The sequence below is a fragment of the Caballeronia concitans genome (assembly GCF_001544615.1).
In the GTDB taxonomy this organism is placed as follows: domain Bacteria; phylum Pseudomonadota; class Gammaproteobacteria; order Burkholderiales; family Burkholderiaceae; genus Caballeronia; species Caballeronia concitans.
The window spans coordinates 258,251-271,190 of sequence record NZ_FCNV02000005.1 but is presented as its reverse complement, the minus strand read 5'-3'; the positions used below and the strand labels follow the sequence as shown (position 1 = coordinate 271,190).

At 63.4% G+C, this 12,940-nt stretch carries 14 protein-coding genes and 1 tRNA gene; 8 read left to right on the top strand and 7 right to left on the bottom strand.

Going from position 1 to position 12,940, the window contains the following annotated elements; translation table 11 throughout:
• The first annotated feature begins 136 nt into the window (after window positions 1-136).
• Window positions 137-2,347: a glycogen debranching protein GlgX gene (gene glgX, locus AWB72_RS15500; RefSeq protein WP_040049436.1), complete on the top strand. Its 2,211-nt coding sequence runs from the start codon at window positions 137-139 to the stop codon at window positions 2,345-2,347.
• 318 nt (window positions 2,348-2,665) lie between these two features.
• Here glgX and AWB72_RS15495 read toward each other — a convergent pair whose 3' ends face one another.
• The 3 genes from AWB72_RS15495 to AWB72_RS29790 form a co-directional block, all read right to left on the bottom strand.
• Window positions 2,666-3,913: a tetratricopeptide repeat protein gene (locus AWB72_RS15495; RefSeq protein ID WP_040049437.1), complete on the bottom strand. Its 1,248-nt coding sequence runs from the start codon at window positions 3,911-3,913 to the stop codon at window positions 2,666-2,668.
• 126 nt (window positions 3,914-4,039) lie between these two features.
• Window positions 4,040-4,720, bottom strand: coding sequence for a PspA/IM30 family protein (locus AWB72_RS15490; RefSeq protein ID WP_040049438.1), 681 nt, complete (start codon window positions 4,718-4,720; stop codon window positions 4,040-4,042).
• 252 nt (window positions 4,721-4,972) lie between these two features.
• Window positions 4,973-5,371: a plasmid mobilization protein gene (locus tag AWB72_RS29790; RefSeq protein ID WP_040049439.1), complete on the bottom strand. Its 399-nt coding sequence runs from the start codon at window positions 5,369-5,371 to the stop codon at window positions 4,973-4,975.
• A gap of 525 nt (window positions 5,372-5,896) precedes the next feature.
• Here AWB72_RS29790 and AWB72_RS15480 point away from each other — a divergent pair.
• On the top strand, window positions 5,897-8,458 hold the full coding sequence (locus AWB72_RS15480; RefSeq protein ID WP_040049440.1) for a penicillin-binding protein 1A: 2,562 nt from the start codon (window positions 5,897-5,899) through the stop codon (window positions 8,456-8,458).
• Window positions 8,459-8,535: 77 nt separating this feature from the next.
• Here AWB72_RS15480 and AWB72_RS15475 read toward each other — a convergent pair whose 3' ends face one another.
• From AWB72_RS15475 to AWB72_RS15465, 3 genes are all read right to left on the bottom strand, one after another.
• The gene (locus tag AWB72_RS15475) at window positions 8,536-8,985 is read right to left on the bottom strand and encodes a copper chaperone PCu(A)C (RefSeq protein ID WP_040049441.1); all 450 of its coding nucleotides are present in this window, start codon (window positions 8,983-8,985) and stop codon (window positions 8,536-8,538) included.
• Between the two features lie 7 nt (window positions 8,986-8,992).
• The gene (locus AWB72_RS15470; RefSeq protein WP_040049442.1) at window positions 8,993-9,355 is read right to left on the bottom strand and encodes a copper resistance protein CopC; all 363 of its coding nucleotides are present in this window, start codon (window positions 9,353-9,355) and stop codon (window positions 8,993-8,995) included.
• A gap of 98 nt (window positions 9,356-9,453) precedes the next feature.
• Window positions 9,454-9,810 carry a DUF2946 domain-containing protein gene (locus tag AWB72_RS15465; protein WP_244285641.1) on the bottom strand — a complete coding sequence of 119 codons (357 nt, stop codon included), beginning with the start codon at window positions 9,808-9,810 and terminating at the stop codon, window positions 9,454-9,456.
• A gap of 214 nt (window positions 9,811-10,024) precedes the next feature.
• On the opposite strand from AWB72_RS15465, the gene AWB72_RS15460 reads away from it, so the two are divergent.
• Window positions 10,025-10,101, top strand: a tRNA-Met gene (locus AWB72_RS15460).
• Window positions 10,102-10,283: 182 nt separating this feature from the next.
• Window positions 10,284-10,781 carry a heme-degrading domain-containing protein gene (locus tag AWB72_RS15455; protein WP_040049444.1) on the top strand — a complete coding sequence of 166 codons (498 nt, stop codon included), beginning with the start codon at window positions 10,284-10,286 and terminating at the stop codon, window positions 10,779-10,781.
• A gap of 39 nt (window positions 10,782-10,820) precedes the next feature.
• Here the strand turns inward: AWB72_RS15455 and AWB72_RS15450 are convergent, their stop codons facing one another.
• Window positions 10,821-11,186 (bottom strand): hypothetical protein, encoded by a 366-nt coding sequence (locus AWB72_RS15450; protein ID WP_040049445.1) that lies wholly within the window; start codon window positions 11,184-11,186, stop codon window positions 10,821-10,823.
• 267 nt (window positions 11,187-11,453) lie between these two features.
• Here AWB72_RS15450 and AWB72_RS15445 point away from each other — a divergent pair, with 267 nt between their 5' ends.
• From AWB72_RS15445 to AWB72_RS15430, 4 genes are all read left to right on the top strand, one after another.
• Window positions 11,454-11,726, top strand: coding sequence for a hypothetical protein (locus tag AWB72_RS15445; RefSeq protein ID WP_040049446.1), 273 nt, complete (start codon window positions 11,454-11,456; stop codon window positions 11,724-11,726).
• On the top strand, window positions 11,723-12,079 hold the full coding sequence (locus AWB72_RS15440) for a hypothetical protein (protein ID WP_040049447.1): 357 nt from the start codon (window positions 11,723-11,725) through the stop codon (window positions 12,077-12,079). Before AWB72_RS15445 ends, AWB72_RS15440 begins: the two co-directional genes overlap by 4 nt.
• A 125-nt stretch (window positions 12,080-12,204) precedes the next feature.
• Complete coding sequence (locus tag AWB72_RS15435) at window positions 12,205-12,492, top strand: DUF1488 family protein (protein WP_040049544.1); 288 nt, start codon at window positions 12,205-12,207, stop codon at window positions 12,490-12,492.
• A 223-nt stretch (window positions 12,493-12,715) separates the two neighbouring features.
• Window positions 12,716-12,904: a hypothetical protein gene (locus AWB72_RS15430; protein ID WP_040049448.1), complete on the top strand. Its 189-nt coding sequence runs from the start codon at window positions 12,716-12,718 to the stop codon at window positions 12,902-12,904.
• Window positions 12,905-12,940 lie beyond the last annotated feature (36 nt).

Sequence of the window (12,940 nt, the reverse complement as noted above, 5' to 3'; positions counted from 1 at the left end):
ATGGCGCCCGAACGACGCACCGGGTATGCGCTTTGCTTCAAGCTGATCCGATCAGCCGCGATCCGATTATGCCCTGCCATGCGGCACACCTTCTTTCCCGACGCCGCACGCGTCATCTTCTATCGAAACATCATTCATGCCGAACGAATATCGCATTGCCGAAGGCTCCCCGTTTCCGCTCGGCGCGACGTGGGACGGGAAGGGCGTGAACTTCGCCCTGTTCTCCGCGAACGCGACCAAGGTCGAACTCTGTCTCTTCGACGACAAGGGCGAGAAGGAACTGCAGCGCATCGAACTCCCTGAATACACCGACGAAGTGTGGCACGTCTATGTGAATGGCCTCGCGCCGGGCGCCGTGTACGGCTATCGCGTGCATGGGCCGTATGAGCCGGAAGCCGGCCATCGCTTCAATCCGAACAAGCTGCTGCTTGATCCGTACGCGAAGGCGCACGTCGGCGAACTGAAGTGGGACCCGGCCGTATTCGGCTACACGCTCAACGCGGAAGGCGACGATCTCACCTTCGACGAACGCGACAGCGCGCCGTTCATGCAGAAATGCCAGGTCGTCGATCAGAGCTTCACGTGGACCCACGCCACGCGCGTGCGCGTGCCCTGGGAGCACACGATCTTCTACGAAACGCACGTGCGCGGCTACACGAAGCGGCATCCGGCGATTCCGGAGCACATGCGCGGCACGTTCGAGGGGCTCGGGCAGAAGGAAGTGGTCGATTACATCAAGAGCCTTGGCGTCACCTCCGTCGAGCTGTTGCCGATCCACGCGTTCGTCAACGACAGCTATCTGCTCGACAAGGGCCTCACGAACTACTGGGGCTACAACACGATCGGTTTCTTCGCGGCCGATCCGCGCTTCTTCGCGCGCGGCGCCGGCGTGGTCGCCGAGTTCAAGGAGATGGTCGACCGCCTGCACGAAGCCGGCCTCGAAGTGATCCTCGACGTGGTCTACAACCACACTGCTGAAGGCAACGAGCGCGGGCCGACGCTCTCGTTCCGCGGCATCGACAACGCGTCGTACTATCGGCTGATGCCGGAGCAGGCGCGTTACTACATCAACGATACCGGTACCGGCAACACGCTGAATCTCTCGCATCCGCGCGTCTTGCAAATGGTCACCGACAGCCTGCGCTACTGGGTGACGGAGATGAACGTCGACGGCTTCCGTTTCGATCTCGCGACGATTCTCGGCCGCGAACCGTACGGCTTCGACGAAGGCGGCGGCTTTCTCGACAGTTGCCGGCAAGACCCGATTCTCTCGAGCGTCAAGCTCATCGCGGAGCCGTGGGATTGCGGCCCCGGCGGCTATCAGGTCGGCGGCTTCCCGCCGGGCTGGGCCGAGTGGAACGACCGCTATCGCGATACCGTGCGCGGGTTCTGGAAGGGCGACGAGGGCGAGGCGGCGGATCTCGCGAAACGCATCACCGCATCGGGCGACAAGTTCAACAAGCGCGGGCGTCGTCCGTGGGCGAGCGTGAACTTCATCACCGCGCACGACGGCTTCACGCTGAACGATCTCGTCTCCTACAACGACAAGCACAACGAGGCGAACGGCGAAGACAACAAGGACGGCCATTCGGACAACAAGTCGTGGAACTGCGGCGTCGAAGGCCCCACCGACGATCCGGAAATCCGCACGCTGCGCGAGCGCCAGAAGCGCAACATGCTCGCGACGCTGCTGTTCTCGCAAGGCACGCCGATGATTCTCGCGGGCGACGAATTCGGCCGCACGCAGGAGGGCAACAACAACGCATATTGTCAGGACAACGAGATCAGTTGGGTCAACTGGGACATCGACGACGACGGCCGCGCGCTGACCGACTTCGTGCGCAAGCTGACGACGCTGCGCCACACGCTGCCGGTGCTGCGGCGTCAGCGTTTCCTGACCGGTGAATATCGCGAGGACATGGATGTCGCCGATGTGAAGTGGCTGAGTCCGAGCGGGGACACGCTCACGCCGGAACAGTGGGACGATCCGGGCATGCATTGCTTCGGGCTGGTCATCGATGGCCGCGCGCAGGCGACGGGCATCCGCAAGCCCGCATCGGACGCGACGCTGCTCTTGATCATGAACGCGTATCACGATGTCGTCGATTTCACGTTGCCGGATATTCCCGGGCCGGATCAGTGGAGCTGTCTGATCGATACGAACGCGCCCATTCGCGAGGAGCTGCCGCAGTTCGATAGCGGCGATGTCTACCAGGTGACGGGCCGCTCGCTGCTGCTCTTCGCGCTTCAGGCGCGCGGCGCGACGCAGCGGATCATCGAAGGGCTGGAAGACGCGCTGACGGATGAGGTCCCGCCCGCGCAGGACGATGGGAAAGCGGGCGGCTGACGCGGCTCGCTGTCGGCAGGTTGTTATCATGCGATCTTTGCAATCGCAGCAGGGCGGCGAAAGCCGCCCTTGTTTTTTCACGATGTCTTTTCGAAGCACAGCCGCATGATCGTCCGGACGTTGCTCAGCACGGCGAACTGGGATCAGTTGGAGCGCATCTGGGCGTTCATCGTCGGCTTCTTCAAGTTCCTCTGGGCGCTGTTGAAGCTGCTCGGCGGAGGCTGACGCGCTGACGGATCGCGCACGCATGTAAAAAGCCCCGCGAAAGCGGGGCTCGAGCCTTGATACTTGATGCCTGATGAGGCGACGCTTTCCCGATCAGGAATCGCGCCAGTTGTCGTCGTTGCTGCCGAGGTCGACGCCGCCGCCGTTGTCGTTCCAGTCGTTCGAGCCGCTGCCGAAATCGAGGCCGCCACCGCCGCCGCCATTGTCGCCCAAGCCGTCCTTGCCGAAGTCGAAACCGCCGACGCCGCCGTCGTCATTCCGACGCTCGACAGGCACTTCGCGCTCGATCACGCGATCGCGTCCGTGCGAAAGCGCTTCGCCCAGCAGCACGCCGGTCAGCAGTCCGCCCATTCCGCCGCCAAACCCGCCGCCGCCTTGCTGAATGATGACGGGCGGCTGTTGCCCTTGTTGCGGATAAGGCGCTTGCTGCGGATACGGCTGTTGCGAATTGCGCCCGAAACGCTCGGCTTCCTGCGCGTACGGCGATTGACCCTGCATGCCGGGCTGCGCCGCGGTCGCTGCATTGGGATCGGGCCGGCCTTCGGCGCGCGCCTTGAGGCTTTCGACCTGATTCTCGAGATCTTCGATCGCGTACGGCGGCACCGGATTCTTCGAATTCGACAACGCCTCGACCATCTCGCGCAGCTGCGTTTCCGTGCCTTCGACATCGCGCAGCAGCGCGTCGTGACCGGGCGCGGTGGACAGCTTCACATCGAGCTTGAGCGTGCGGATGTCGTTCAGCAACTCGGTCGCGCGCTTCATCTGCGCACGGCGATCGTCGTCGGCGCGGCCATCGTCACGAGCGCGGGCGCGCCTTAGGCCCCAGCGCAGCACGAGCGCGATCGCCGCGATCAGCACCGCGAGTCCGATCCACATGCCCATCGACGGACCATGCGATCGCGGCTCGGCCACCTGTCCCTGATTGAACGGATTCTGCGCGACGGAGCCATTCGAACTGCGGTTCATCGACGGATTCGTCGACGGATTCACGGTTGTGCTGGCGCGACTCGCGTCGTTCCGGATGCGCGCTTCGGTCGATGCGAACCGCGTCGGGTCCGTGAAGCTGAGCGACGGATCGATCGATTTGGCTTGCTGCAAGTGCGAAAGGGCGTCGCTGTAGCGGCCTTCGCGATCCAGCACCTGCGCGTAAAGATAATGCGCGTGCGCGTTCTTCGGATGCGCTTCGAGCACTTCGTTCAACTGCGCGTCGGCTTGCCGCCAGTTGCCCTGCGCCATCGATTGCTCGACCTGCTGCGCCGTCGGCACCGCGAACGCGAGCGGCGATGCGACGGACAGCGCGATCGACATCGATAAGGCAAGAGCCGTCAGAGTTTTTTTCATGAGCGGGCCGGACGCGATAAACGCCCGTCTCCTTTGTGGACCGGAACGGTCTGATCCGGTCCCATGCGGTTCATCGATTACCGGACCGACGCAAGACGGATACCCGCCGCGCCGGTCATCGCCCCATTACTGCGCGGGCGTGTTCAACTGCTTCTTCAACGCTTCGAGCCGGTCTTCCACCGACGGACCGCGATTGAGCGCCGCCAGCTTGTCGTCGAGCGCCTTGCCCGACGTCTGATCGGCGGAATTCAGGCGCGCGTCCGAGCGGGCGTTGGCGAGCTGCACCTTGTCTTCGAGCTTCTGGAAGTCCTCGGACAGATTCTTTCCGCCGATGCCGCCGAGCGCCGTCGCCGCCGTGTCCTTCGCCTGCGCGATTTGCTGCTTCGCCTGAAGGATGTTCGAGCGCGCATTGAGGTCGTTGCGGCGCTGGCGCATGTCGGCGATCTGCTGCTTCAAGTGATCGACCGAAGGCACGAGGGTCAGCAGTTCGGCCGCGAGCGCGTCGCGCTCCGTTTCGGCGTTCGCTTGCGCCGCGAGCGCTTCGCGGGCAAGGGCTTCGTCGCCGGACTGCAGCGCGCGTTTCGCGCCGTCTTCGTACTTCTTCGCCTTGTCGGCGGCGGCGTCGCGCTTGCTTTGCTGCGTGGCGACCTGCGCCTCGATTTCGATCAGCGAGTTCTCGGCCTTGCCGATGCTGTCGTCGAGTTCGCGCACGATCTGGCGCGCGTCGCGCGAAGGGTCCTGCATCGTGTCGGCGGCATCGTTCAACAGGCCTTTGACCGTGCGCGAGATGGAATCGAAAAGCGACATGTATTTCTCCTTGATGAAACCGCTGCGTGCGTGACGCGTACGAGCGCGTGTATGCGTGATGCGTGGATGCGCGCGTCGAATGTGAGGCGCATCGAGCGGTATTGCAAGCCTTATGCGGGTCACATTCGTGCGCGGGTTTACCCCGTCTATTAGAGCACGACGCGACTTAACTTGGACTTAAGCAACGTTAAGGAGTGTAACGGCGCATGACCGCCTGCCGCGAACGAAAAGCCGCGCCGAAACGCGCGGTTTTCAGCGGCCAGTGCGTTCGTCTCCGGTCAGTGAGGTGTCTTCGCCGGCGCGCTCGGCGTCTTCGGCATCGACGGGATGAACGGGCTCGACAACGGTCGATACGGTCGGCGTTCGCACCGCGCGCTTGCCGGCGTTGGCGGCGTCGCGCGCTTCGCGGGCCGCGGCCTTGGCAGCGACGCTTCGCAGGGCGACATCGAGCGGATCGGGCGTCTTGGGCGCGCGCAAACGATCGACGATGCCCGCGACCTTGATCTGCTCGCTCGTCGCGTTGAAGTTGAGCACCGCGCGGCGCATCAGCTCACTCACGCTGATGCCGAGTTCGTCCGCGGTCCTGCTGATGGCGAGCTTCTGCGCGGGAGTCACGAATACAACGATACGTTCTGTAGGCTTGGTCGTCATGAGCGGCTCGCAGACAGTAAGGCGATTGCAAACAACGCAAGCGCGGTCCTGATTATCGAAACGGCGTCACTGCTTTACGGCGGTCGTGCGAAGCAAAACGGCAGGCAAAACGTGCATCCATCATATCGGTTCGCGGGACCGCTGTGCGCGCTCGCCACCGCGTATTCCCATGCATGTTACGGCTGCGTGGACAGTCCGTGCGCTCGATACGAAAAACATGTGCGATCAAGGAGTTGGCTATTTTCTCATAGGGTTGTCCACAAGGCTCTCAACACTTTCTGTGGGTAACCGCACGTTTTCCCCGAGCGGCCCGCCCGGGGCGCGCGGCGGCACTTACTTACAAAAAAATCCGCCACGTTTGGCAGCGGCGTTTCCGAATTCTTTAAAATGCGCTGTTACCCTCGGTCGAAGCCGGTCCGCTTATCCGCTTCGTCTCGTCTTTGCCGCGTTCGCATTCACGCTTCGGTCCGCGCATCGGTTAAGCGACGCACTGCGCGCTTTCAGGCGCGCTGAACCATCCCAGTCATGCCTATTATCAAACGTCCCGACTCTTCGAATTCATCGCGATACGATCGCGAGCCACGCTGGAACGACTCACGCAACGATTCGGGCGGAAACCGCGACGGCGGCGGCCGCAACGGCGGAAACGGCGGCAATGACCGCAACGATCGGAATAATCGCGCCGGACGCAATGGCCGTGGCGGAGGCGGCGGACGCTCGGTGTTCGGGCGCATCGCGCTGTGGTTCGCGAGCCTCGCCGCGATCGCCGCCGTGGTCGGCGCGCTGATCGTCGGCTACGCGCTCGTCGTGATGGAGCCGAATCTGCCGTCGCTGAACGCGCTCATCGATTATCGGCCGAAGGTGCCGCTGCGCGTCTACACGGCCGATCACGTGCTGATCGGCGAATTCGGCGAAGAACGCCGCAGTCTCGTGCGCTTTCAGGACATTCCCGACCAGATGAAGAAAGCGGTGCTCGCGATCGAGGACTACCGCTTTTACGATCACGGCGGCGTCGATTTCGTCGGCATTCTGCGCGCGGGCGTGACCGATTTGATGCACGGCGGCGCATCGCAGGGCGCAAGCACGATCACCATGCAGGTCGCGCGCAACTTCTTCCTCTCAAGCGAAAAGACTTACACGCGCAAGATCTACGAAATGCTGCTCGCATACAAGATCGAGCGCGCGCTGACCAAGGACCAGATTCTCGAGTTGTACATGAACCAGATTTATCTGGGCGAGCGCGCGTACGGCTTTTCCGCCGCGGCGCGCGTGTACTTCGGCAAGGACCTGAAGGACATCACGCTCGCCGAAGCCGCGATGCTCGCGGGCCTGCCGAAAGCGCCGTCGGCGTATAACCCGGTGGTGAATCCGAAGCGCGCGAAGGTGCGTCAGCAGTACATCCTGAAGCGCATGATGGACCTCAACTTCATCACGCGCGATCAGTACGATCAGGCCATCGCCGAGGAGATTTACACGAAGTCGTCGGGAACGGAGTACGGCGTGCATGCCGAATACGTCGCGGAAATGGTCCGGCAGATGATGTACGCGCAGTACAAGGAAGAGACCTATACGCGCGGCCTCACCGTCACGACGACGATCGATTCCGCCGATCAGGACGCCGCCTACCGCGCCGTGCGCAAGGGCGTGATGGACTATGAGCGCCGCCACGGGTATCGCGGGCCGGAGGGGCATATCGATCTGCCCTCGGCATCCGATGACCGCGCCGAAGCCATCGAAGACGCGCTCGTCGATCATCCCGACAACGGCGATCTCGTCGCGGCCGTGGTGACATCCGTGACGCCGAAGCAGGTGACGGCGCAGTTCGTCGGCGGCGAGAGCGCGGCCATTTCCGGCGACGCCTTGCGCTTCGTCGCGGCGGCGCTGCGCAGCAACGCGTCGAAGGCGCTCGCGATCAAGCCGGGTTCCATCGTCCGCCTGACGAAGGACGCGAAGAACAACTGGCAGATCACGCAACTGCCGCAAGTGGAAGGCGCGCTCGTCTCGATGACGCCGCAGGACGGCGCGATTCGCGCGCTCATCGGCGGCTTCGACTTCAACAAGAACAAGTTCAATCACGTGACGCAAGCCTGGCGTCAGCCGGGATCGAGCTTCAAGCCGTTCATCTATTCGGCGTCGCTCGACAAGGGCCTCGGACCGGCGACGATCATCAACGATGCGCCGCTGTACTTCCCCGCGCCGGCGGGCGGCGAGCCGTGGGAGCCAAAGGACGACGATCAGCCCGACGGCCCGATGTCGATGCGCACCGGCCTGCAGAAGTCGAAGAATCTGGTGTCGATCCGCATTCTGTCGTACATCGGCACGAACTACGCGCAGGACTTCGTGACGCAGAAGTTCGGCTTCGACAAGGACAAGACGCCGCCGTATTTGCCGCTCGCGCTCGGCGCCGGGCTCGTCACGCCGCTGCAGCTGAGCGGCGCGTATTCGGTATTCGCGAACGGCGGCTATCGCATCAATCCGTATCTGATCGCGCAGGTCGCCGATGCGCGCGGCACCGTCATTTCGCGCGCCGATCCGCTCACGGCGGGCAGCAACGCGCCGCAGACGCTCGATCCGCGCAACGCGTATGTAATGAACAGTCTGCTGCATACGGTGGCGACGTCGGGCACCGGCGCGGGCACCAACGTGCTCAAGCGCAACGACCTGCAGGGCAAGACCGGCACGACCAACGACGCGAAGGACGGCTGGTTCGCCGGCTATCAGCGCCAGCTCGTCGCGGTTGCGTGGATGGGTTACGACCAGCCGAAGTCGCTCGGCAGCAAGGAGTTCGGCGCGCAGCTCGCGTTGCCGATCTGGGTCGAGTACATGGGACGCGCGTTGCGCGGCATCCCGCAACAGCAGATGCCGATGCCCGATGGCATCACGACTGTCGACGGCGAGCTGTTCTTCGCCGACCATACGCCGGGCGCGGGCTTTGTCGCGAGCATCGGCCTCGACAACAGCAATCCGATGGCAGGCGATTCGACCACGACAGGCGGCGTCGGACCGGCGGGCATGCAGGCGCCGCCGGTGCCGCAAGTGACCAACGATGAGCGCCGCCAGATCATGGACATGTTCAACAAGCCGTGACGTGACCGAAGCATCGAGCGCATGAAAAAAGCGCGCCGGGCGTCTCTCGACCCCGGCGCGCCTTGCTTGATGGCGAGTTACTTGCCGAGCGTCGCCGCCGACTTTACTGCGCAATCCACCTTGACCGTGCTCTTGTCGGCGAAGGTGAGCGTGAGCGGAATCGTCGCGCCGACCTTCACGGACTCACCCGGCCCCTCGAGCATCAGGTGATAGCCCTTCGGCGCGAAGGCGAGCGTGCCGTGCGCGGGGACATCGACATTATCGACGGCGGACATCGTCGCCGTGCCGCCCTTGTTTTCCGACTTGTGCATCATCGCCATGTTGAAGGCGGGCGTGTCGGCGGCGGTGAGCGTCGCGGGCTTGTCGCCGTTGTTGGCGACCACGAAGTAGCCCGACGACGGCAGATTCGGCGGCATCGCGCGAACCCAGCAATCGCGCGCTTCGAGCGTGGCCGCATGAGCGGCGGAGACGAACGGCAGGGCAGACGCGCACGCGAGCGCGCCTGCGAGTACAGCGGTTTTTTTCATTGCGGCCTCACTTGACCGTGAAGTTGTAGTGACCTTGCGTGCGATGGCCGTCGGCGGCAACCGCCGTCCACTGCACTTTATAGACGCCCGGCGCAAGCGTGCCCAACGCGACGCTCATGTGCTTCTTGTCGTTCGTATCGACGACGGATTTTGCGGTGTTGACCTGCGTGCCGTGAGCGTCGGTGACGAGCATCGAGCTGAAGGTGGGTTCGAGCGCTTCGCCGAATACGATCGACGCTTCGTGCGGCGCGCTGACCGTCGCGCCGGGGCCGGGCTGCTGCACTTTGGGCAGTGCGTGAGCGAACGCAAGTTGCGCGGACGCGATGAGCCCGAGCGCGAGCGCGCCGCGCAATGCGGATTTGAACGTCATGGTGGTGTCCTTTCGTGATGCGTGATGCGTGATGCGTGATGACGCGGCGCTTCCACGTCGTTCGATGCGACGTATCGGCGTGCGGAATGGGAAGCGGGTCAGGCGAGGGCGGGTGGCGCGCGCGGTTGCGCGTCGTCGAAGCGGAGCCGATGCACCGCGCTGGCGGCATCGGTCGCACTGAACGATGCGCGCTGCCTGTGTATCGACGCGAACGCCAGTGGGAAGATGGGCGGCGTGGGCGCGTGCGCGAGGAGGTCGCAATAACCGCAGGCCGCGAGATGGCCCAAGGCGTGGTCATCGGCATGCGATGAAAGCGCGGTCCGCTCGATGCCCGATGCGCATACCGAAGCGAGCGGGGCATCGACGCGCTTGGCGTTCAGCCATTGCGACGCGGCGGGCGCGAGCGAGAGCATGAGCATCGCGCACAGGGCGACGATCCCGCCGACTCTACTCATGATTCCCCGCTGCAAACGCTGCATGCCGCGCTCTTGATGCCGATGATGATTGCTGGTCCCGGCGATTATGCCACGCGCCCTATAGCGCTTTCGCGATGGAGCGCATTAGCGAGCGAGACTATCCGACGCAGTACGTTGCTCTGGCTCATGCAGAAACATTCAACTAATCGTTGCGCATGTCTGCCCGATGTCCTATAATCTTTTCTTCGACGGACGCGGGGTGGAGCAGTCTGGCAGCTCGTCGGGCTCATAACCCGAAGGTCGTAGGTTCAAATCCTACCCCCGCAACCAAGCATTCAAGGGGTTACAGGTTCTTGCCTGTAACCCCTTTCTGTTTTTCCGCGCCGTAAAGGCGCTGAAAAACAGTTAGCGATCCTATCGAAATAACGGATCGGCCACAGTGCTTCCCGCCCGTGTCAAAATCCCCCATCGCCTTCAACCGATTCCAAGCCACGCAAACGGAGCCGCCCCCGATGGACATCCCGCACGACCTTCAGGCTATCGCGCATCAGGAAAACACACTCGTGTTCCCGCAGTTCCACGCCGAACACGCATGGCAACTCGGGTCGCAATTGCGCGAAATGGCGCTGGCACGCAGCGCCGCCGTCGCGATCGACGTTCGCACATTCGGGCAGCGGCTCTTCTTCGCCGCGCTCGACGGCGCCACGCCCGACAACGCCCGCTGGGCCGAACGCAAGTCGAAGACGGTGGAGCACTTTCGCCGCAGCTCGTATGGCGTCGGCCTGACGCTGCAACAGTCGGGCGCGACGCTCGCCGACAAGTTCGGTCTGGATCCCGCCCAGTACGCCGCACACGGCGGGGCGTTCCCGATTCGCGTCGCGAATGCAGGCGTCATCGGGTCGGTCGCGGTGTCGGGACTGCCGCAGCGCAGCGATCACGAAATGGTCGTCGAAGCGCTGTGCGCGGTCCTCGGCCAGAGCTTCGCCGCGCTCGCGCTCGACCGTCACTGATCCACTCGAGCGACGCCTCGCTTGTTGAGCAAGCGTCGCTTATTTGCAGCGAATGATCATCGAGCGATTCTTCACGTTCGCCGATATCACGTTGCTGATGCCGCCGCCCGTGGGGCCGCCTTCCTCGTTGTCCTTCGACACGATGTCGTAGCCCGTCGCGCCGCACGCTTTGCCGGCGAGCACGTAGCAGCTCGCCCAGCTCGATCCGGCGTCGGCGCCGCTGCAGTTCACCGCGTATCCGGTCTGTCCATCGGGCAGGTTGATGAGCGATGCATCGTTCGACGATGCGCACGCGCCAAGTCCCGACACCACCACCGCAGCCGCGCCCACCACGACCGCGCGCGTGCCGCGGAATGCGTTCAATAGGGCGAAGAGTCGGCGCGTGCGCCGATCGGATTGCTTCATCTTTACCTCGTGATTTCTGACTTGCGATGCGACGACAGCGAAACGAAAGCAGGTCGTCGCCACGCATTTTTGAGATGCGCATTGTCCCATACGCCGCAAACAGGGCGCGGGCGCGGCCCTTGCGAGAAGCCGTGCATGAACTGAAGGCATCCTTAAGCGATGAACTATTTGCCGAATCGAACGCCTTAATCGATTCGAAATCGGTTTGAATTGCATTCGCGCGGCAGTCACGCACGACATGACCCAACGCAAAGGAGGCAAGAACAAATGGCGGAAAGAGTCACGGGACCGTATCGAGGCTATTACATCAGCGCATCGGCGCGGCTCGTTCAGACGCACGAGGCCGAAGGCGATCAGCCCGGTGCGGGCATCTATGTCGGTTCGGTGAGCCTCGGGCAGGACGGACCGGACAACGCGCGCCACTTCGAGGCGCTCGTCGACCTCGGCCCCGCCCGACGCTTCGCCACCGAGGAAGAAGCGCTCGCACACGTCGAGCAGGCGGCGCGCGATTACATCGACCGATTGCTGCAATCGACATGATGCGAGCCATCCATCTGCGCCACGCCGTGCTTTACGACATTGCGAACTGTCTCGTCGATCTCTTTCCGAGCGGCGCGGACATCGCCGAGATCGGCGGCGACCCGACGCCCGCGCTCTTCGTGAGCTGGCGCACGGGCGGCGTGGCGAATCATGCGGGCAATATTGCCTGGGGCGTGCATTACCGGTTCGACGCCCGCGTGTTGCGGGACTATCCGAACCTGTCGAACGATGCACGCGAACGCGTCTGCCAGCGTGTGCGTGAGTTGAGCCGCTACCTCGATTTCAATTACGCCGATCCGCGCGCAAGCTCGCTGCTCGTCGTGGACGTGGAAGAAGACGTGCTCGACGCGTGACGCGCGCGCTGGACCCGGCGGCGCATGCACGAGTACCATGGTCGCCCGGATCGGTTCGTGCGTACGCTCACGAGCCTTTTTTCGCAGGTCATCGAGCGAGAAAGATGCCGAGCAACGAGACAATCATGGATATTCGTTTTCTTCCCGACGCGCCGGATTATCGCGATTCCAACCTGACGATCGAATTCGCCGCGCTCGTCGATGGCCGGCGCGTGCCGTGCGCCATTTCCGTCGAGGCGCTCGAAGACCACTTCGGCGCGCAAACCTACGACAGCGCCGGCTGGATCGACGCGTTCGATGCAGGGCGCGGGCGCATCGAAGCGGTTGCGCGAGAGCATCTGCAAGTCACGAACGGCATGCCCGTGCTTCTGAAAAGCGGGCACTTTCCGCCGGGGCGCGTCACCGTCGAATGAGACGGGCGGCTCTTCGTTTATCCGTCTTACAAGCAAGCGATGTAAGTCCTTCAACGCAGGCATGCGAATCACGCGCGCCTGTGAATGATGTCCTTTCGCCCGCCCGCGCCTCGGAGTAACATCGTCACATTCTGCCGCACGCGATGCGATTCGCTCGGCATATAACTTGCTCCCGCCGAAAGGCTGCAGAGAGCAATCCATTATAAAAATCGCGCGGGGTCGTATGCTTCAATCCTTTCTTCACTCGCTCGTCGAGTCCAACGCACTTTGGCTCATCTGGGCGGCCGTCGGCGTCCTGATTCTTGGCTTCTGCATCCTGTTTGCTTCGGTCGTGCTGGGCGACTCGGACGAGCCGCTCTATCACGCGGGCCCGGCCTCGCGCAGGGATGACGACGGATCGATGATCGTCTGAGCGGCGTCGCTGATCGCGGCATCGCCGCCGCCCGGT